We start from the raw sequence: 19,889 nt of genomic DNA, 5'->3' as shown, positions 1-19,889 counted from the left end.
GGTCAGGCCATGCCGGCCGGGGAGGACGAGCCGGCGACGGTCGCGACGATCTCGCCGAACGTGTAGCGGTCGGGGCTGTCGTCGGGCATCTCGGTCCCGTAGCGCTCCTGCAGCTCGGTCTGCATCGACAGGAAGGCCAGGGAGTCCAGGCCGATGTCGGCGAAGCGGGCGTCGGGATCGGAGGTGCGCGCCGACGGGGGCAGACCCGCCTTCTCCGTCAGCAGGTCCATGAGGTCGTCGATGGTGAACGACGGGTCGGGCATGGCGCGGTTCCTCTCGTGAGCGGTGCGGGGACGGGGCGGCGCCGGTCGGTCCGGCGTCGCGGAGCGGACGAGCTGCAGGGAGCCGCGCGCGGCGGGCAGGGCCGGCGCCGGCTCCCGGGCGAGCGCGGTGGTCCGGGCGAGCAGTTCGGGCAGCGCGCGGTCGAGGAACTGGACGTCGTGCCGGTCGGCGATCACGTCGGGGTGGCGAAGGAGGGCGCGGTGCAGGGCGGCGGTGGTGTGCACGCCCGGCCCCTGGACCCGCAGCTCGGCGAGCGCGCGGTCCATCCGGCGGATGGCCTGCTCGCGGTCGGGGGCCCAGACGACGAGCTTGCCCAGCAGGGAGTCGTAGTGCGGACTGACCTCGTCGCCCTGGCGGTAGCCGGTGTCGAAGCGGGTCCAGGGGCCGTCGGGGGACTGCAGGACCTCGAGGCGGCCGGGCGCCGGCGCGAAGCCGCGGGCGGGGTCCTCGGCGTTGATCCGGCACTCGATCGCGGCACCCCGGGGGACGACGTCCTCCTGGCGGATGCGGAGGTGGCGGCCGCCGGCGACGAGGATCTGCTCGCGGACGAGGTCCACCCCGGTGAGCAGCTCGGTGACCGGGTGCTCCACCTGGATCCGGGCGTTCATCTCCATGAAGTACGCGCGCCCGGCGCCGTCGACGAGGAACTCCATCGTCCCGGCCCCGGTGTAGCCGACCGAGAGGGCGCCGTGCACGGCGAGCGCGCCGAGCCCGGTGCGCTGGGCGGGCGAGAGGTGCCCGGCCGGCCCCTCCTCGAGCAGCTTCTGGTGCCGGCGCTGCAGCGAGCAGTCCCGCTCGCCGAGGAAGATCCCGTTGCCGTGGGTGTCGCAGAGGATCTGCACCTCCACGTGCCGGGCCGACGGGAGGAACCGCTCGACGTAGACGGCGGGATCACGGAAGACAGCGCGCGCGGTGGCCCGCGTGCTGGTGAAGGCCTCGGCGAAGTCGGCCGGGGAGGTCACGACGGTCATCCCGCGCCCGCCCCCGCCGGCCGCCGCCTTGATGATCACCGGGTAGCCGATGCTCTCGGCGATCTGCCGCCCCTCGTCCGCCGTCCGGACCGGTTCCACGACCCCCGGCAGCAGCGGCAGGCCGGCGTCGGCCATGAGGCGGCGCGCCGTCGCCTTGTTGCCCATCGACTGCATCACCGCGGGCGGCGGACCGACGAAGGTGAGGCCCTCGGCCGCGCAGATCTCGGCGAAGTCCGGGTCCTCGGACAGGAACCCGTAGCCGGGGTGGACGGCGTCGGCGCCGGCGCGCAGCGCTGCCTCCACGATGTTGGGCACGTGCAGGTAGCTGCACCGCGGCGCCGGCGGCCCGATGTGCACCGCCTCGTCGGCCAGGTCGACCACCGCGGAGTTCCGGTCGGAGGTCGAGTGCACAGCGACGACCTCGATGCCGAGCTCGCGGCAGGCCCGCGCGATGCGGACGGCGATCTCGCCCCGGTTGGCGATGAGCAGGCGGCTGATCATCGCGGCCGTCCGGAGGGCCGCAACAGCATCAGGACCTGGTCGTACTCCACGGACCCGGCGTTCCCGACGAGGATCTCGGCCACGACTCCCGGCTCCTCGGCGAGGATCGGGTTCATCAGCTTCATCGCCTCGACGATGGCGAGCGTCTGGCCGACCTCGACCTCGTCGCCCTCGCGGACGAACGGGTCCGCATCGGGGGACGGCGCCGCGTAGAAGGTGCCGACGAGGGGCGCGCGGACGGCGCTGAGGCCCTCCGGCACCTCCGGGGCCGCGTCCGCCGGGCCGTGGGTGCCGGGCTGCGGCGCCGGCGCGGGGCGCGGGGCGCCGTCGCCCGGACCGGGGGAGTCGGCCGCCCACTCGACCTCGATCGCGCGGTCCCCGCTGCGCACAGTCAGCCGGCGCAGGCCCCCGGGCAGGGCCCGGGCCAGTTCGACGACCTCGTCCCGCAGCGCCCGGGCGGCGTCGTCGGCGGGCGGCTGGGCCGGGCTCTTCGCCGTCCTCGGGGGAAGCTCGGTCGGCTGCACGTCAGCTCCCCTCCGGGACCTCGGTACGGACGGCGCGGAGGCCGTCGTCCCCGCCGATGCGGGCCAACCTCCGGGACCGCCTCTCCAGCAGCTCCGAGATGTCGAGCCGCGAAAGGTCGTCGAGCTCGTCGAGCAGGGCCTCGCGGAGCGCGTCCGCGGCCGCTCCCGGGTCGGTGTGCGCGCCGCCCTCGGGTTCGGGGACGACGGACGTCGCGATGCCGGTCTCGTACAGGTGCGCCGCGCCCAGCCGCATGGCCCGGGCTGCGGTGGGCGCCTCGGTCGCGGTGCGCCAGAGGATGGCGGCACACCCCTCGGGGCTGATGACCGACAGGTAGGCGTTCTCGAGCACGAGCAGCCGATCGGAGGTGCACAGCGCGAGCGCGCCGCCGCTACCTCCCTCGCCGGTCACCACGGCGACGACGGGGACCCGCAGCCGGCTGCTGCGCTGGATGATCTCCGCGATCGCGTGGGACTGGCCGCGCTCCTCGGCCTCCGGCCCGGGATGCGCCCCCGGGGTGTCCACGAGGGTGACCACCGGCAGGCCGAAGGTCTCCGCGTACCCCAGCAGTCGCAGCGCCTTCCGGTACCCCTCCGGGTGCGGCATCCCGAAGTTGCGGGCCACCCGTTCCCGGACGGTGTGCCCCTTCTCGTGTCCGATCACCACGACCGTGCGCCCGCCCAGCGAGGCCACGCCACCGACCACGGCGGGGTCGTCCCCGAAGGCGCGGTCGCCGTGCAGCTCGACGAAGTCGTCGAACACCGAGTGCAGGTAGTCCAGCGTGGTGGGCCGGTCGGTGCGACGCGCCCGCTGCACGACCTCCCACGGGTCCACGTCGGGGGCGCCGCGGGGCGGGCCGAGCGGCCGTTCCCGGCCGCCGCCCCTCCCCGGGCCGGCCCCCGGCCGGCGACGGTGCAGGGCCAGCAGCCGGGCCAGCAGGGGGCGCAGTTCCGCCCGGCTCTCGACCCGGTCGACCAGGCCGTGCGCCAGCAGGAACTCCGCCGTCTGGAAGTCGTCGGGCAGGGCGGCCCGGATCGTCTCCTGCACGACCCGGGGGCCGGCGAACCCGACGTGCGCGCCCCGTTCGCCGATCAGGACCGAGGCGAGGGTGGCGAAGGACGCGGACACCCCGCCGTAGGTGGGGTCGGTGAGCACGCAGACGGTGAGCAGGCCGGCCTCCCGCAGGCGGGCGAAGGCGGCGCTCGTCCGCGCCATCTGGAAGAGCGAGAAGACGCCCTCCTGCATCCGCGCGCCGCCGCTCGCGCAGACGGTCACCAGCGGCAGGTCCCGCTCGAGGGCCATCGCCGCCGCCCCGCTCACCCGCCGCCCGACCTCCACGCCCATGCTGCCGCCGAGGAACGCGAAGTCCATGACGGCGACGACGACACCCGATCCGCCGATGCCGGCCGTGCCGACGACGACCGCCTCGGACTCGCCGGAGCGGCGTGCGGCCTCCTGCAGCCGGGCCGGGTAGTCGCGCACGTCCGTGAAGGACAGCGGGTTGCGGGGGCCCGGCGGGAAGAAGGTCTCCGTGAAACTGCCCGGGTCGACGAGCAGCTCGATCCGGGTGCGGGCGCCCAGCCGGAGGTGGTGGTCGCACTCGGGGCAGACGGACAGGTTCCGGTCCAGGCGCTTGCGGTAGAGCAACCAGCCGCAGTCGGGACAGGAGAGCCAGTCCGCCTGATCGGCCGCCGGGACGGCGGCGCCGGGTGCCGTGGTCGTCATCTCGTGCCTCTCAGGCGTGGTCGCGAGGCTGCTGTGCGAGGTGCCTCGTCGGAGACCGGGCCTCACTCGGGTGAGGACGTCCAGTGGTAGAAGCGCCGGGCCATCGCGTCCCGCGGCGAGCGCCAATTCGCGTCGTAGGCCTCGATGTAGGGCCGCAGGTCGTCGCTCACGGCGCGGAAGGCCGGCAGCGACTGGGCGATCCGCATGGCCTCGGGCGCCGGCCGGTCGAAGTCGATGAGGTGCACGTACAGGTCGTGGAACGAGAAGAGCGACCGGTGCCGCACGCCGATCTCGTGCGGCATGGACGTCCCGTCGTAGCGGCCGAAGATCGCGGCCACCTCGGACGCGCTGTCCGGCGCCATCTTCGCGATGATCATCGTCTGGTGCACGGGGCCTCCCGCGTCGCGACCGGCGCCGACGGGCCGGAACGGATGCGCCGAACGCTAGGAGTGCGCCTCCGCCGACGGCATCGGCCGCGCGTCTGGTTCGCAACCGCGCTCCGGGGCGCGCTGGGCGCTCCGACCTGGAGCGTGGGGCAGGCGCTCCCGGAGGATGCCGGGCCCTTCCCGCGGGTGAGGGGACCGCGACCGAGTGCGGTGGTGCTGCTCGCTCTCCGGACGAGGCCGACCCCCTACCCGGGTATGAACGTCGACCCGAATCGCCCGTGGCGTGCCCGTCCTGGTGGCGGCCCGTCGGGGGAATCGCCTAGCTTCCGGTTTTCCGAACGGGCGGTGTCGCTGTGACGTTGCGGCGGACCGGGACGGGAGCTGACGAGCATGGTCGGCGGACCGGATGACAGCACGCCGCGAGGGACCGGGCCCAGGGACGGGACGGCCGTCCGTGTCCTCATCTGCGACGATCACGAGGTCCTGCGTCACGGGCTGCGCACAGTCCTGCGCTGGGCTCCGGACCTCGTCGTCGTGGCTGAGGCGGGTGCGGCCGACGAGGCGCTGGCGCTCGCCGTCCGCCTCCGGCCGGACGTCACCCTCGTCGGCCTCGGCGCCCAGGGCCCCGTCGTCCATGAACTCGTGCGTGCGCTCACCGGGATCGGCGTCCGCGTGGTGCTGCTCGGCGAGCCCGGCACGGGCGGCGACTTCGTCGATGCCCTGCGGGCCGGCGCCCGGGGGTACGTGCACACGACCGTGAGCCCGGAGCGCCTGGTCGAGGGGGTGCGCGCCGTGGCGCGGGGAGAGACCGTCCTCGACGCCGTCGTGACCGGGGAACTGCTCCACCGGCTGGACCGGACCCGGGAGCCGGACGACGACGTCCAGGCGAGCGCCGGGCAGCTGACCGCGCGGCAGCAGGCGGTGTCCGATCTGGTCGCCGAGGGGTTGACCAATGCGGAGATCGCCGAGCGGCTGCACGTGAGCAGGGCGACCGTCAAGGGCCACATCACGGTCGCCCTGCGGCGGCTCGGCCTGCGGGACCGGACGCAGCTCGCCATCTACGTGCACCGGTCCGCCCGCCCTCCCGGCACGTGGGACGACGGCAGAGTGAGTAGCTGAACCACCACGCACGGTGAAGCCTCGGCGGAGAGGCGACTGTCCTGTGATCGCGCTGTGATCCGACTGTGGTCCGACTGTGAGGCGGTGTGACACTCTGCTGCGCGAGAGCGATAGGTTGTGCGCTACCGTTCTGTTCGACAGCCGGAACGTACCGGTGCCGAATTACCTCTTACCGCTGGACTTGCGACCGGACACGGATCGCTCGAGCTGGGCAGGGGGTCGCGTCTCGTGAACCATGTGCACAACGCCGCCGGGCCGGGGCAGGTGCGCCCGCTCCCGGGTCGTCCCGATGGTCGGACCGGCGTGCCCGCCGTGCCGCGGCCCGCGCCGTCCGCGCGCGCCCCGGTGCCTTGCCCCGATGCCGCGCGTCCGCCGACGTCCCTGGTCCGCGTGCTGCTGTGCGAGGACCAGGAGGTCTTCCGCCTGGGGCTCCGCGTGGTCCTGGAGGCCGAGCCGGACATGGCCGTGGTCGCCGAGACGGCTCACCTGCCCGGGGCCGTGGCGGCGGCCGACGGGATGGGGACGCACGTCGTCGTCGTCCGCCAGGGGCTCGTGGGTGAGGCCACGCTGCCGCTCCTGCGCGACCTCTGCCGGCGGGGGACGGCGGTCCTCGTGCTCGCCGAGACGGGAGAGGAGGCCGAGACCGAGCTGGTCGAGGTGCTCCAGGCCGGCGTCCGCGGCTACCTCCCTCGCCGCTCGGCCGCCCAGCGGCTCGTCGACGGGGTGCGCGCGCTCGCCCGGCACGAGGCCGCGCTGGACACCGCGGCCACCGACCAGCTGGTGCACTACCTGACCGCGCCGACCGCGCCGTCGGACTGCCGGCGGGTGCTCGACAGGCTCACCGAGCGGCAGCGCGAAGTCGCAGAGCTCGTGGCGCAGGGCCTGTCCAACGAGGAGATCGCCGGCCGGCTGTTCCTGAGCCTGGCGACCGTCAAGAGCCACCTGACGGCGGTCATGCGCCGCCTCGATGTCCGGACCCGCACGCAGCTCGCCATCCTGGTCAACCGGGACCGGTCGCCGGCGGCCTGACGTGGCCCGCGCCTTCGGGACGGCCGGGAGTCATCCGGAGGTCGGGAGAACTCATCCCCCGGTCGCGCCGCTCCTCCGACCCGAGGTGGGTCCCTCGCGTCCTGGGGGATCGAGCCGCGCTGCCGGCCCGACGCGCGGCCGGGTCAGCGGCGGCGGCCCAGGAGGTAGCCGATCGCGACGCCGAAGGCGGTGAGCAGCGCGCCGACGCCGGCCCCGAGCAGGAACGTCTGCGTGTCGCTGCCGCCGGCGGCAGCGGACGCCGCCCGGCCGGCGAAGACCTGCGGCACGGCTCCCGAGGCGGCGGGCGCGGCCGGCTCGGCCTCGGCCGGGACACGGGCGGACGGCGCGGCGCCGATCGGCACCACGGCACCGGTCAGCTCGGCGTCGATCGCCTTGAAGAACTGACCGGCCATCCGCTTGGCGACGCCGGTCATCATCCGCTGCCCGACCCCGGCCACCGGCCCGCCGACCACGGCGTCCGCGGAGTAGGTCAGCGCCGTGCCCTCGTCGGAGGGCTCGAGGTTGATCTGCACCGTCGCGCGGACCTGACCCGGCGCACCCGCACCGGAGGCGTGCATGACGTAGGACTTCGGCCGGTCCTGGTCCGACAGCCGCACCTCGCCGGCGTACGTCCCGCGGATCGCGCCGACCCCGACCGAGACGTTCATCCTGTACTCGTCGTCCCCGGTCTTCTCGAGGGACTCGCAGCCCGGGATGGTCCGCGCCAGCACCGCCGGGTCGGTGATCACCGACCAGACGCGATCGGGGTCCGCGTGCAGCACCGCAGAGCCGTCGAGGTTCACGCCAGCACTCCCGTCCCCCGAGCGGTTCGCTCGGCGTTCTCGTTCCGCATCATGTCGTAGAGCTCGGTCGGCGAGATCGGCATCGAGGCGATCCGCCGTCCGGTCGCGTCCTCGATCGCCGAGGCGATCGCCGCCGTCCCCGGAATGACCCCCGCCTCGCCGGCGCCCTTGAGCCCGAGCGGGTTCAGCGGCGACGGCGTCTGCTGGTGGTCGATGACGACGTCGGGGATCTCGGACGCGTACGGCATCAGGAAGTCCATGAAGGAGGCGTTCTGCAGTTGCCCGTCGGCGTCGTAGGCCATCCGCTCGTACAGCGCCCCGCCCACGCCCTGCGCGACGCCGCCCTGCACCTGCCCCTCGACGATCATCGGGTTCACGATGTTGCCGCAGTCGTGCACGACCGCGTAGTCGACGACCTCGATCTGCCACGTCGCCGGGTCGATCTCCACGACCGCCGCGTGGGCGCCGGAGGCGAACGTCGAGCGGATCGGCGAGTAGTAGTCCCGGTGCTCCAGACCGGGAGCGTCGCCCTCGGCGACCGGCGGCCGGTCGTCGGACGTCGTCCTCGCGAACTGGGTCGCCTGCTTCGCCGCCTCGTCGAAGGCGTACCGCAGGGGGTTGGACAGGACGGCGACCGTGCGCAGCGGGATCGCGGCGCCCGGCGTCCCCTTGACCTGCACGACGCCGTCGGCGATCTCCAGGTCGTCCGGGTTGGCCTCCAGCACGTCCGCAGCGATGCGCAGCGCCTTCTGCCGCACCCCGCGCGCGGCCAGTGCGATCGCGTTGCCGCTCATCACCGCGGCCCGCGAGGCGAACGTGCCGACCGCGTAGCCGAAGCGCCGCGTGTCGCCCGTCGTCACCTCGACGTCCTCGATGGGCACCCCGAGCTCCGAGGCGACGATCTGCGCGAAGACCGTCTCGTGGCCCTGGCCCTGCGAGGTCAGCCCGGTCGACACCAGCACCTTCCCGCTGCCGAGCACCTGCACGTGCCCGCCCTCGTACGGCCCGGGTCCGGTGCCCTCGACGTAGAGCGCCATCCCGACGCCGAGCAGCTTCCCCCGCGCTTCGGCGTCCCTGCGCCGGTCATCCATCGACTCCCAGCCGACGAGGTTGCGCAGCTTCGTGAGCAGGCCCGGGTAGTCGCCGGAGTCGTAGATGACCGGCCGGCCGTCCTGGAACGTCAGGCGGTGGTCGTACGGGAACTGGTCGGGCTGGATCAGGTTGCGCTCACGGACGACGGCCCGGTCCAGCCCGAGCGCGTCGGCGATGCGGTCCATCGTGCGTTCCATCGCGTAGCAGCCCTGCGGCCGCCCGGCGCCGCGGTACGGCGTCACGATCACGGTGTTCGTGTAGACGCTCGCGACCTTGACCCGGTACGTCGGGATCGCGTACGGCCCGACCAGCTGGGTCGCCGTCACGATCGGCACGATGATCCCGTAGGGCGTGTACGCGCCGTTGTCGTGCCAGATGTGGACGTCGAGGGCGGTGATCCGGCCGTCGTCGTCGAAGCCGACGGTGATCTCCTGCCGCTGCTCGCGCTCGTGCGCGCTGGAGATGAAGTGCTCGCGACGGTCCTCCGTCCACTTCACCTCCTGGCCGAGCGCGATGGCGGCCATCGGCACCAGCAGCTCCTCCGGCCACGGGTGCACGATCTTCACGCCGAAGCCGCCGCCGACGTCCGGCGCGATCACCTCGACCTTGTCCAGGCTGAGTTCGAGCTTGGCGGCGATCGCCGCGCGCACCGACGTCGCCGCCTGGGTGCTCGAGTACACGCGCAGGGACCGGTCGTCGGGGTCCCACCGCGCGTGCACGCCCTTGCCCTCCATCGGCGTGCAGGCGCTGCGCTCGATGTACTGCGTGAAGCTCAGCGTCCGCGGCGAGGCGGCGAGCGCCGCGTCGACGTCCCCGGTCTCCTGGTGGTGGACGGCGGCGACGTTGTCCGGGACGTCGTCGTGCACGGCGGCCGTCGCCTCACGGGCGGCGTCCACGCCCACGACGACCGGCAGCTCGTCGTAGGTGACGACGATCCTCTCGGCGGCGTCCTCGGCGAGGTAGCGGTCCGTGGCGACGACCATGACCACGGGCTCGCCGACGTGGTTGACCACGCCCTTGGCCAGCGGGTAGCCGGTGCGCGGCGCGTGCAGCTGCGGATGGGGGATGAGCACCGGCAGCGGCTCGGCCATCGGGCCGGTGAGGTCCTCGTAGGTGTAGATCGCGATCAGGCCGTCGACGTCCAGGGCGGCCTCGACGTCGATGTCCACGATGCGGGCGTGCGCGTGCGGGCTGCGCACGAAGGCGGCGGCCAGCGCGGTGTGCCCGATGTCGTCGAGGTAGCGGCCCTTGCCGATGATGAGCCGGGCGTCCTCCCGGCGGCGGACCGGCTCCCCGAACAGCTTCGTGGTCACCGCCGTCCCCCCTCACCCGCGCTTTTTCGGGCTGAAGCACCGTGGGTCAGCCCGATAAAGCGCATCAGGCGCCGTCCTTCATCGCGGCGGCGGCGTGGCGGACCGCCTTCTTGATGTTGGCGTAGCCGGTGCACCGGCAGAGGTTGCCGCCGACGATCTCGTCGACCTCCTCCTCGGTCAGCTCCGCCGAGGCATGCCGCTCCTCGAGCCCCGCCTTGATCGTCATGAGGAAGCCCGGCGTGCAGAACCCGCACTGCAGCGCGTGGCACTCGCGGAAGGCCTCCTGCACCGGGTGCAGCACCTGCCCGCCGCGGCCGTCGTCCCGGGCCAGGCCCTCCACGGTCTGCACCTCGTGCCCGGCTGCCTGGACGGCGAGCAGCAGGCACGAGCGCATCGGCCGGCCGTCGACCAGCACCGTGCACGCGCCGCAGACGCCGTGCTCGCAGCCGACGTGGGTGCCGGTCAGCCCGAGGTCGTGGCGCAGCGCGTCCGACAGCAGCCGGCGCACGGGCACGGTCACCTCGTGCGGTACGCCGTTCACGGTCAGGACGACGTTCCGCTCGGTGTCGACGGAGGCGGTCATGCCCGTCCCTTCGCCTCGGCAGCAGCAGCCGCCAGCGTTCGCTCGGTCAGGACGCCGACCAGCAGCCGCCGGTAGTCGGCACTGGCGTGGATGTCGGAGTCCGGGTCCACCAGGGTCCTCGCCCGCTCGCCGGCGGCGGCCCAGTCGGCCTTCTCCACCGGCGACCCGGCGACGGCCTCGGTCAGGTCGTGCACCTCGGGCACCAGCCCGACGGAGATGTAGGAGGCGCGGACGGCGGACACGCGGCGGTCCTCGTCCAGCGTGACGACGACGCCGGCGCCGCACACCGCGTAGTCGCCCTTGCGGCGGGCCACCTCGGCGAACGCCGTCCCCGAGCGGGGCGGCAGCGCCGGGAAGAAGGCGGAGGTGACGACGGCGGGGCCGTGGACGGAGGTCTCGAGCGGCCCGACGAAGAAGTCCTGCCAGCCGACCGTCTCGACGCCCTCGGGGGTGGCCACCGTGACGGAGCCGTCGGTCAGGGCGAGGACGGAGGTCATCTCGCCCGAGGGGTCGGCGTGCGCGATGGAGCCGACCGTCGTCCCGCGGTTGCGGATCGCGGGGTGGGCGACGTTCGCCGTCGCGCGGGCGAGCAGCGGCTGCACCCGCGCGGCGGCGTCGTCGTGGAGCAGTGCGTTGTGCCGGACGAGCGCACCGACCCGCACGCCGTCCCCGGTGGCCTCGACGGTGTCGAGACCGGGCACCCGGTTGATGTCGACCAGGGTCGTCGGCGCCGCGAGCCGCATCGACAGCAGCGGCAGCAGCGACTGACCCCCGGCCAGCACCTTGGCGCCCTCCCCCTCGTCGGACAGGACCGTGAGGGCCTCGTCGAGGGAGCCGGGGTCGGCGTAGCGGAACGGTGCCGGTTTCACTGGTTGCGCGTGCCCTCTCCAGGCGTCCGGGAACCGGTGGCACCCGGGCGGCCGACCTGGTCGACCGACGACGGGTCGGCGGACTCGTGGCGCCCCTCCGCCTCGTGCACCCCGCGGAAGTCGAACTCCTCGATCACCGTCTCGCCGGCACCGTAGTAGCCGGCCTCGTGGCGGAGCGCGTTCCGCATGTCGGCCGGCGCGAGCACCCGGGCCACGTGCCAGCCCACCACGGCGACGATGGTGCCCAGGGCGATGCCGGAGAGCGTGAAGGTGTCGGTGAACTGCAGAGCCACGTCGCCGACCGCGATGATGATGCCCGCCGCCAGCGGGACCAGGTTGATCGGGTTGGCGAAGTCGACGCGGTTCTCCTTCCAGATCTTCGCGCCGAGCAGGCCGATCATCCCGTACAGGACGACGGTGATGCCGCCCAGCACGCCGCCCGGAGTCGCGCTGATGAGCGCGCCGAACTTCGGCACGAAGCCGAGCAGGATGGCCACGAGCGCGGCCACGTAGTAGGCCGCCGTCGAGTACACCCGGGTCGCGGCCATGACGCCGATGTTCTCGGCGTAGGTGGTGGTCGGTGAGCCGCCGACCGAGGTGGCGACGACGGTGGCGATACCGTCGGCCGCGATGGCCCGGCCGAGCAGCGGGTCGAGGTCGCGCTTGGTCATCTCGCTGACCGCCTTCACGTGACCGGCGTTCTCCGCGATCAGCGCGATGACGGCGGGGAGCACGAGCAGGCTGAAGTTCACCGAGAAGCTCGGCGCCGTGAAGTTCGGGGTCCCGAGCCACGGGGCGCTCTCGACGCCGTCGAGGTTGACCCGGTTGTGCGTCGTGGCCTCCGTGGCGCCGCCGAGCACCGAGGTGATCGGGCCGGCGGTGGCGTCGAGCAGCCAGGAGAGCAGGTAGCCGAAGATCAGCCCGAGCAGGATGGAGATGCGGGCCCAGAAGCCGCGCAGGGCGAGTGCGCAGACGATGACGAACGCCATCGTCGCGAGGGCGACCCACTGGTCCTGCGGCCAGTAGATGTCGGCCACGACCGGGGCCAGGTTGAAGCCGATCAGCATGACCACCGCGCCGGTCACGGCCGGCGGCAGCACGCGGTGCACCACGCGGGCGCCGGCGAAGTGGATGAACAGGCCGACCAGCGCGAGTACGACACCGGCGATCAGGATCGAGCCGACGACGTCGCTCGAGTCGCCGCCCTGGGCGCGGATGGCGGCGACCCCGCCGACGAACGAGGCGCTGGTGCCCAGATAGCTGGGGATCTTCCCGTTGACGATGAGCAGGAAGATGATCGTCGCGATGCCGCTCATCATGATCGCCAGGTTGGGATCCAGGCCCATGACGATCGGGAAGACGAAGGTGGCGCCGAACATGGCGACCACGTGCTGAGCGCCGATGCCGACCGTGCGCGGCCACGACAGGCGCTCGTCCGGGGCGACCGCCTCGCCCAAGGGCGGCGTCTTGCCGTCCCCGTAGAGCTTCCAACTGAACGCCATGAGTGCCTCCTCGACGTGCACTTACGACCCGATCCGGTGTCGGTCAACGGGCGTTGCGAGCACCGGGCGGCGCCACTGTGTCACCGCACACAGCCCGGCGGAAGTACCTCAGTGCTAAATCGTTATTGCGGTTTGCCGCCGATACTTCACCGCTGAGACACCGGTGAGTACGGTCCTGGACGTGGTTGCCACACCCTCCCCGGGCGCCCCTCCCGTCCCCGACGGGGTCCGCTCGGTCACCCTGCGATCGGGCGTCTACGCCGACTCCGTGCGGCTCATGCAGGTCAGCCGGGACGTCGGCGCGCGGGACGGCGTCACCGCCGTCCTGGTCGCCATGGCCACCCCGCTGAACCTCGAGCTGGCGGCCAACATGGGCCTCGCCCCCGCCGAGGAGGCCTCACCCGAGCAGCTGCTCGTCGCGATCCGGGCCACGGACGACGACGCGCTGGCCGCCGCCACCGCCGCCGTCGACGCGGCCCTCGCCGAGCGCGAGCGCTCCACAGCCACCGCCGCCACCATCCCGCTGCGCACCATCGGGGCCGGCCTCGAGGAGCTGGCGCCCGACGGCTCGGCGCTGGCCATCGTCAGCGTGCCGGGGCAGTACGCCGTCGCGGAGGCCGCCGACGCGATCGCCGCCGGCCGCAGCGTGCTGGTGTTCTCCGACGGCGTCCCGGTCGAGCACGAGGTGCTGCTCAAGCGCGCGGCCCACGACGCCGGCGTGCTGGTCATGGGCCCCGACTGCGGCACGGCCATCGTCTCCGGTGTCGCCCTGGGCTTCGCCAACGTCGTCCGCCCCGGGCCGGTCGGCCTGGTGGCGGCCTCCGGCACCGGCGCCCAGCAGGTCTCCTGCCTGCTCGACATGGCCGGCGTCGGCGTGTCGCACGTGCTCGGCGTGGGCGGCCGCGACCTCAAGGAGGAGGTCGGCGGGCTGGCCACGCTCGACGCGCTCGCCGCCCTGGACGCCGATCCTGCCACCGAGCGGGTGCTGCTGGTGTCCAAGCCGCCGGCGCCGTCGGTGGCCGCGGCGGTGGAGGAGGCGGCCGCGAAGCTCGACGTCCCGGTGCGCTCCGCCGTCCTCTCGCCCGACAGCCCGGACCTCACCGCCGCCGTCGAGGGCCTGCTCGCCGACATGGGCCTCGACGTCCCGCAGTGGCCGTCGCGGCCCGGGCCCGCGGAGGCGCCCGTGCCCGGAGCGGTGCTCAAGGGTCTCTACTCCGGCGGCACGCTCGCCGACGAGGCGATGCTGCTCGCCAGCCCCGTGCTCGGTGACATCCGCTCCAACATCCCGCTGCGGCCGGAGCTCGACCTGGGGGCGGACCTGTCGGTCAGCGGTCACGTCGTCGTCGACTTCGGGGACGACGCGCTGACCGTCGGCCGCGCGCACCCGATGATCGACCCGACCCTCCGGCTGGAGGCGATCGCGGCCCTGGCCGCCGAGGGCGAGGCCGCGGTCCTGCTGCTGGACGTCGTCCTCGGCCACGGCGCGGACCCCGACCCGGCGGCCACGCTGGTGCCCGCGCTGACCGCCGCCCGGGCCGCGCGCACGCTGCCGGTCGTCATTGCGCTGATCGGCACCGAGGCCGACCCGCAGGGCTGGAGCCGCCAGGCCGACGCGCTGCAGGCGGCCGGCGCAGCGGTCTTCGCCTCCAACGCCGCGGCCACGCGGTACGCCCTCGACCTGCTGGGAGCCTCTCGATGAGCCTGTCCGAGCTGCTCGCGGCCCCGCCGACGATCGTCGCCGCCGGCGTCGACGTCTTCTCCGACGCGCTGCGCGCCCAGGGCGCCGAGGTCCACGACGTCGACTGGCGGCCGCCGGCCTTCGGCGACCCGGCCGACCTCGCGGCGCTCGCCCTCGACGCCCGCCGCGCCGCGGCCAACCGGACGGCGGTCGAGCGGGTCATGGCTGCCGGGTCGCAGCTGGTCGACGTCCGGCCGGCGCGGGAGGTGCTCGGCCCGGCCGACCGCACCCTGCTGCACGCCGGACCGCCGATCGAGTGGGCCGACGCCTCCGGTCCGCTGCGCGGCGCGCTGATCGGCGCCGTACTGCACGAGGGCTGGGCCTCCTCGGCGGAGGAGGCCGAGAAGATGCTCGCGGCCGGGGAGATCGCCCTCGACCCGTGCCACCACCACCGCGCGGTCGGGCCGATGGCCGGCGTGACCAGCCCATCGATGTGGATGTGGTGCCTCGAGGACCCGGTGCACGGCGGGCGGGCCTTCTGCAACCTCAACGAGGGGCTGGGCAAGGTGCTGCGCTACGGCGCCTACAACGACGAGGTGCTCACCCGGCTGGCCTGGATGCGCGACGTCCTCGGCCCGGTGCTGTCGAAGGCGGTGCGCGGCGCGATCGACGCCGGCGGGAGCCCGCTCGACGTCAAGGCGGTGCTCGCCCAGATGCTGCAGATGGGCGACGAAGGGCACAACCGCAACCGGGCCGGCTCGCTGATGACCCTCCGGGAGCTGTCCCCGGCCGTCGTCGAGGTGGACGCCCCGGCCAAGGACATCGCCGCCGTCCTGCGGTTCATCGGCGGCAACGAGCACTTCTTCCTCAACCTCGGCATGCCGACGGCGAAGCTCGCGATGGACGCGGCGCGCGGCATCCCGGGCTCCACGATGCTCACCGTGATGGCCCGCAACGGCACCGAGTTCGGCATCCAGACCGCCGGCACCGGCGACCGCTGGTTCACCGGTCCAGCGCAGACCCCGGTGGGGCTCTTCCTCGGCGACTACGGCCCCGACGACGCCAACCCCGACATCGGCGACTCCGCGATCACCGAGACCTACGGCGTCGGCGGGTTCTCGATGGCGGCGGCACCCGCGATCGTGCGCTTCGTCGGCGGCACCGTGCCCGACGCCCTGGCCACGACCGAGCGGATGTACCAGATCACGCTCTCGGAGAACCCGGCGATGGCGATCCCGATCCTCGGCTTCCGCGGCTCGCCCACCGGCATCGACGTCGTCAAGGTGGCCCGCACCGGCTGGCTGCCGCAGATCAACACGGGCATGGCCGGGCGGGTCGCCGGCACCGGCCAGGTCGGCGCCGGGCTGGTGCAGCCGCCTCAGGAGTGCTTCGAGAAGGCGCTCGCGGCGCTGGCGGAGGAGTCCCGCAGCACCGTTTGACCGCTCGAGCGGCGACGCCTAGCGTCGTCCTCCACGGGGATCCTTGAGAGATCAAGTACCTGGAGGACGGCGGCATGCGGATCGCCATCATCGGTGTCGGGAACGTCGGTTCGGGCTTCGCCCGCGCGGCCACCGCCGCGGGCCACGAGGTCGTCCTCGCGGCGGCGCACCCGGACAAGGCGCAGGCGCTCGCGGCCGAGGTCGGCGCCCGCGCCGCCGCCAGCAACACCGAGGCGGTGGATGGGGCCGACGTCGTCCTGCTCGCCGTCGCGGGCTCCGCCGCCCCGGACATCGCGGCCGAGGTCGCGCCCGCGGCGTCCGGTGCGGTCCTGATCGACGTCAGCAACCCGCTGAACGCGACGTTCGACGACCTCGACATCGCCGGCACCTCGGGCGCCGAGGCGGTCCAGCGGCGGGCCGGCGACGTGCCGGTGGTCAAGGCGTTCAACACCGTCCTGGCCGCCCGCTACGCCGCCCCGACCGAGGACGGTGCCCCGATCCAGGTGCTCGTGGCCGGGGACGACCCCGCGGCCAAGGCGCGCGTCGCCGAGCTGGCCGGCTCACTCGGGTTCGCGCCGCTGGACGCCGGCGGTCTGCGGTTCGCGCGCACGCTCGAGGAGATGGCCTTCCTCAACATCGCGCTCAACGTGGCCAACGGCTGGGCGTGGCAGAGTGCGTGGCAGCTGGTCGGCCCGACCGGCTGACGCTCAGCCGACGGCGCAGCGCACGTCCGGCGAGATGCGCGGTCTCGTGGCTTCCGTCGCCGGAAAGCCACGAGACCGCGCATCTCGCTCGGCGTCAGACCACCTCGGACAGCCTGCCCGTGGCCACGTCGAAGACGAACCCTCGGACGCTGGACTTGTCCGGGATGAACGGGCTCTCGGTGATCCGCTTGACGCACTTCCGGACGTCGTCCTCGAGGTCCGGGAACGCCTCGGAGTGCCAGTCGGGCCGCACACCGGTCTCCTGCTCGATGGAGCCGCGGAAGTCCTCGTCCGAGAACGTGAGCATTCCGCAGTCGGTGTGGTGGATGAGGATGATCTCGGTCGTGCCGAGCAGCCGCTGGCTGATCGCCAGCGAGCGGATCTCGTCGTCGGTGACCACGCCGCCGGCGTTGCGGATGACGTGTGCCTCGCCCTCGTTCAGGCCGAGGGCGCGGTAGACGTCGAGACGGGCGTCCATGCAGGCGAGGACGGCGACGTGCTTGGCCGGCGGGAGCGGCAGTGGGCCGGAGAAGCTCTCGGCGTAGCGGGCGTTGTTGGCGATCAGGTCGTCGGTCACGGTCATGGCGGAGGGGCCTCCTGGGCGGGGGATGAGCGGTCGGACTCGTCCCTCGTGGCCGCGCCCCGCGGCGGTTCGGCTGCCGGCGAACCGGTCAGGGACGGGACCGGCCCGGCGCCCCGGCAGCACGCGGCGGCGCGGCCGGTCGACACAGCCCGTCGAACGCGTTCAGCCGCCGGCTCGGCCAGAAGGCCTCCAGCTCGGCGCCGCGCACCCCGCGAGCTTGCACCTTCAACCACTGCCTCCGGAAGGGGCCGCAGGAAAACCGCCGGTCGGTGTGGTTGCCGGAGGTGCGGCCACCCGCCAGGCTGCCGGCCATGTGGACGGCGGGGAGCCCGGGCAACGAGGAGCTCCGGCGGATGAGTGCGCCGGACAACGAGATCCCGGTTGCGCTGCCGGCCAACACCCTGCTCGCCCGGACCGACGACGTCGCCGTCGCGCTCGTGGGTCTGCAGGTCTACACCACGGGGCTCGCCTTTCACCTCGCCGTACGGGTCCGCTCGGAAGCGGCCGCCCGGTATGAGCTGGACGGGCTGCTGTGGGGCCGCCGGCGGGGTCACGGCCCCTTCCTCCTCGGGGTGGAGCTGGCCGACGGACGCCGGGCATCCAGCCGGGGCAGCGTTCGGCACCACGATCTCGTCTTCCAGCAGGCCGGTGGCCACGGCGACGGCACCGCGTTCGACCAGGCGTGGTGGCTCAGCCCCCTCCCGCCGGACGGAAGGCTGCGCGTCGTCGTCCGCTGTGACGAGCTGAGGATCGAGGAGAGCGACGTCGAACTCGACGCTGCGGCCGTCCGCCGGGCGGCCGACGGCGTGGTCGAGCTGTGGCCGTGGAGCCCGCCGACACCGTACGAGCCGAGGGGCCCTGAGCCGCCCGACGTCCCGCCGGACAGCTGGTTCGCCGGCTGACCGAGCCATTTCCCCGGGTTAGTTTGCAAACAGCTCTTTGCAAACTAGTCTTGTGCCGTGCCCGTCCGCCGCAAGGAACTCGACGCCGCCTCCCTGAAGGCCCTCGCGCACCCGCTGCGCGTGCAGATCATGCGGGTGCTCGATCTGCGGGAGCAGGTGAGCGTGACCAGCCTGGCCGAGGAGCTGGGCGAGTCGACGGGCGCGGTCAGCTACCACCTGCGCCAGCTGGCCCGGCACGGCCTGGTGGAGGAGGGCGATCCGGAGGAGGGCGACCAGCACGCCGTCGGCCGCCGCCGCCGGCTGTGGCGCATGGCGGTGGACGAGATCCACATCAGCGGCACGGGGTTCATGTCCGACCCGGACACCAGCGAGGCGGCCGGTTTCCTGCTCCGTGAGTTCGAGTCCAGCCGCAGCCGCCGGCTCGCCCACTGGTTCGCGACCGCGACCACCTGGCCGGAGGAGTGGCAGAAGGCCTCCAGCGACATGGACGGCACGCTGACCCTCGACCCCGTCCAGACCCGCGCCATGGCCGACGAGCTCAAGGCCGTCATCGACCGCTACCGCGAGCTGCCGCCCGGAGAGGGCGCGCGGCACGTCGACGTCCAGTACGCCGTCTTCCCCACCGCCGAGCGCGAGCCGAGGTGAGCGGGCTCGGCTCCGGCTTCTGGCGGCTGTACGCCAGCAGCGCGACGTCGAACCTGGCCGACGGGATCGGCCGGGTGGCGCTCCCGCTGCTGGCCGCCTCCTACACCCGCGACCCCGTTCTGGTCTCGGGACTGACGACGTTCGCGTTCCTGCCGTGGCTGATGTTCGCGCTGGTCAGCGGCGCAGTGGTGGACCGCGTCGACCGCCGCTACGCCATGTCGGCCGCCAACGCCGTCCGTGCGCTGTCCCTCGCCGCCCTGACGCTGCTGGTCGTCCTGGACACCGGCTCGGTCGTCGCGCTGTACGTCGTCGCCTTCGTGCTCGGGACGGCGGAGACGGTCTACGACAGCGCCACGCGGGCGCTGCTGCCGCAGGTCGTGGGACGGCGGGACCTCGACCGCGCCAACAGCCTGCTCACCGTCGAGGAGTCCCTCGGGCAGCAGTTCGTCGGCTCGCCGGCCGGCTCGGCGCTGTTCGCCCTGGCCGTGGCGCTGCCCTTCGGCCTGAACGCGGCCGGGTTCGCCGTCGCCGCGCTGCTCGTCCTCACCGTGTGTGGGGTGCGGCGGCCGGAGCGGGCCGCCGGCCCCTCCTCGGTGCGGGCCGACGTCGCCGCGGGCGTCCGCTGGCTGTGGCGCCATCGCCTGCTGCGCGGGTTCACGCTCGTGTCCGGCGCCACCTGCCTGACCAACAGCATGATCAGCGGCGTCCTCGTGCTGTACGTGCTCGAGGTGCTGCAGGTCCCGACGTCACGCTTCGGCTGGGTCGTGCTGGCCGGCGGCGTGGGTGCGCTGCTCGGCGGGCTGGTGACGCCCCTGGTCGGCCGGTTGCTCGGCAGGGTCCGCGCGCTGACGGCCGGCGCCACCGTCAGCGCGCTGGCCGTCCTGCTGATGGGCCTGGTCGACCACGCGTACGTGGCGTCCGCCCTGCTCGCCACCTCGGCCGCCGGGATCATGGTCTGGAACGTGCTGACCATGTCGCTGCGGCAGACGCTCATCCCCGAGCACATGTTCGGCCGCGTCCAGGGCGCCTACCGCACCGTGGTCTGGGGAGCGATCCCGCTCGGCGCGCTGGCCGGCGGCGCCGTGGCGCACGTGCTCGGGATCTCCGCCGTCTTCGTCGTCTCCGGAGCGGGGCTGCTGGTCCTGGCCGGCGTGCTCGGGCTGCTGCTGCGCGCGCACGCCGCCGAGCTGACCGACGAGGCGCTCGCCGAGCAGGAGGCCGAGCCGGCGCTGCCGTGAGCC

At 73.6% G+C, this 19,889-nt stretch carries 18 protein-coding genes; 8 read left to right on the top strand and 10 right to left on the bottom strand.

Translation table 11 applies throughout. The features are described from left to right. Positions 1-2: 2 nt before the first annotated feature. From ACWIYF_RS00145 to ACWIYF_RS00130, 4 genes are all read right to left on the bottom strand, one after another. Positions 3-1,754, bottom strand: coding sequence for an acetyl-CoA carboxylase biotin carboxylase subunit (locus ACWIYF_RS00145; RefSeq protein WP_448626084.1), 1,752 nt, complete (start codon positions 1,752-1,754; stop codon positions 3-5). Then, entirely contained in the window at positions 1,751-2,278 is a 528-nt protein-coding gene (locus ACWIYF_RS00140) for an acetyl-CoA carboxylase biotin carboxyl carrier protein (protein ID WP_448626083.1), read from the bottom strand. The genes ACWIYF_RS00145 and ACWIYF_RS00140 overlap by 4 nt, the downstream gene beginning before the upstream one ends. Before the next feature lies 1 nt (position 2,279). Further along, positions 2,280-4,001 (bottom strand): acetyl-CoA carboxylase carboxyltransferase subunit alpha, encoded by a 1,722-nt coding sequence (locus ACWIYF_RS00135; protein ID WP_448626082.1) that lies wholly within the window; start codon positions 3,999-4,001, stop codon positions 2,280-2,282. Between the two features lie 62 nt (positions 4,002-4,063). Then, positions 4,064-4,390 (bottom strand): TcmI family type II polyketide cyclase, encoded by a 327-nt coding sequence (locus ACWIYF_RS00130; RefSeq protein WP_448626081.1) that lies wholly within the window; start codon positions 4,388-4,390, stop codon positions 4,064-4,066. A gap of 387 nt (positions 4,391-4,777) precedes the next feature. Here ACWIYF_RS00130 and ACWIYF_RS00125 point away from each other — a divergent pair, with 387 nt between their 5' ends. Then, positions 4,778-5,506, top strand: a complete 729-nt coding sequence (locus ACWIYF_RS00125) for a LuxR C-terminal-related transcriptional regulator (protein ID WP_448626080.1) — start codon at positions 4,778-4,780, stop codon at positions 5,504-5,506. A 390-nt stretch (positions 5,507-5,896) separates the two neighbouring features. Continuing rightward, on the top strand, positions 5,897-6,535 hold the full coding sequence (locus ACWIYF_RS00120; protein ID WP_448626079.1) for a LuxR C-terminal-related transcriptional regulator: 639 nt from the start codon (positions 5,897-5,899) through the stop codon (positions 6,533-6,535). Between the two features lie 143 nt (positions 6,536-6,678). Here ACWIYF_RS00120 and ACWIYF_RS00115 read toward each other — a convergent pair whose 3' ends face one another. The 5 genes from ACWIYF_RS00115 to ACWIYF_RS00095 form a co-directional block, all read right to left on the bottom strand. Next, entirely contained in the window at positions 6,679-7,338 is a 660-nt protein-coding gene (locus ACWIYF_RS00115; RefSeq protein WP_448626078.1) for an SRPBCC family protein, read from the bottom strand. Further along, the gene (gene cutA / locus ACWIYF_RS00110; protein WP_448626077.1) at positions 7,335-9,743 is read right to left on the bottom strand and encodes an aerobic carbon-monoxide dehydrogenase large subunit; all 2,409 of its coding nucleotides are present in this window, start codon (positions 9,741-9,743) and stop codon (positions 7,335-7,337) included. The genes ACWIYF_RS00115 and cutA overlap by 4 nt, the downstream gene beginning before the upstream one ends. A gap of 64 nt (positions 9,744-9,807) precedes the next feature. Then, a complete protein-coding gene (locus ACWIYF_RS00105) occupies positions 9,808-10,326 on the bottom strand; it encodes a (2Fe-2S)-binding protein (RefSeq protein ID WP_448626076.1) in 519 nt (172 codons plus the stop codon). Beyond that, positions 10,323-11,195: an FAD binding domain-containing protein gene (locus ACWIYF_RS00100; RefSeq protein ID WP_448626075.1), complete on the bottom strand. Its 873-nt coding sequence runs from the start codon at positions 11,193-11,195 to the stop codon at positions 10,323-10,325. The genes ACWIYF_RS00105 and ACWIYF_RS00100 overlap by 4 nt, the downstream gene beginning before the upstream one ends. After that, entirely contained in the window at positions 11,192-12,697 is a 1,506-nt protein-coding gene (locus ACWIYF_RS00095) for a uracil-xanthine permease family protein (protein ID WP_448626074.1), read from the bottom strand. The genes ACWIYF_RS00100 and ACWIYF_RS00095 overlap by 4 nt, the downstream gene beginning before the upstream one ends. 181 nt (positions 12,698-12,878) lie before the next feature. Between ACWIYF_RS00095 and ACWIYF_RS00090 the strand changes: the two genes are divergently transcribed. From ACWIYF_RS00090 to ACWIYF_RS00080, 3 genes are all read left to right on the top strand, one after another. Then, entirely contained in the window at positions 12,879-14,396 is a 1,518-nt protein-coding gene (locus ACWIYF_RS00090; RefSeq protein ID WP_448626073.1) for an FdrA family protein, read from the top strand. Next, positions 14,393-15,814: a DUF1116 domain-containing protein gene (locus ACWIYF_RS00085; RefSeq protein ID WP_448626072.1), complete on the top strand. Its 1,422-nt coding sequence runs from the start codon at positions 14,393-14,395 to the stop codon at positions 15,812-15,814. Before ACWIYF_RS00090 ends, ACWIYF_RS00085 begins: the two co-directional genes overlap by 4 nt. 74 nt (positions 15,815-15,888) lie before the next feature. Beyond that, positions 15,889-16,518, top strand: a complete 630-nt coding sequence (locus ACWIYF_RS00080) for an NADPH-dependent F420 reductase (protein ID WP_448626071.1) — start codon at positions 15,889-15,891, stop codon at positions 16,516-16,518. 94 nt (positions 16,519-16,612) lie between these two features. Here the strand turns inward: ACWIYF_RS00080 and ACWIYF_RS00075 are convergent, their stop codons facing one another. Further along, the gene (locus ACWIYF_RS00075) at positions 16,613-17,101 is read right to left on the bottom strand and encodes a beta-class carbonic anhydrase (RefSeq protein WP_448626070.1); all 489 of its coding nucleotides are present in this window, start codon (positions 17,099-17,101) and stop codon (positions 16,613-16,615) included. A gap of 311 nt (positions 17,102-17,412) precedes the next feature. On the opposite strand from ACWIYF_RS00075, the gene ACWIYF_RS00070 reads away from it, so the two are divergent. From ACWIYF_RS00070 to ACWIYF_RS00060, 3 genes are read left to right on the top strand one after another with little or no spacing between them, the layout of a single operon-like run. Continuing rightward, positions 17,413-18,003 (top strand): hypothetical protein, encoded by a 591-nt coding sequence (locus ACWIYF_RS00070; protein ID WP_448626069.1) that lies wholly within the window; start codon positions 17,413-17,415, stop codon positions 18,001-18,003. Positions 18,004-18,060: 57 nt separating this feature from the next. Further along, a complete protein-coding gene (locus tag ACWIYF_RS00065; protein ID WP_448626068.1) occupies positions 18,061-18,648 on the top strand; it encodes an ArsR/SmtB family transcription factor in 588 nt (195 codons plus the stop codon). Next, positions 18,645-19,886 carry an MFS transporter gene (locus tag ACWIYF_RS00060; protein ID WP_448626067.1) on the top strand — a complete coding sequence of 414 codons (1,242 nt, stop codon included), beginning with the start codon at positions 18,645-18,647 and terminating at the stop codon, positions 19,884-19,886. The genes ACWIYF_RS00065 and ACWIYF_RS00060 overlap by 4 nt, the downstream gene beginning before the upstream one ends. The last annotated feature ends 3 nt before the right edge of the window (positions 19,887-19,889 follow it).

The sequence above is a fragment of the Geodermatophilus sp. URMC 64 genome (assembly GCF_053502555.1).
This window is presented reverse-complemented; position numbering and strand designations above follow the sequence as displayed.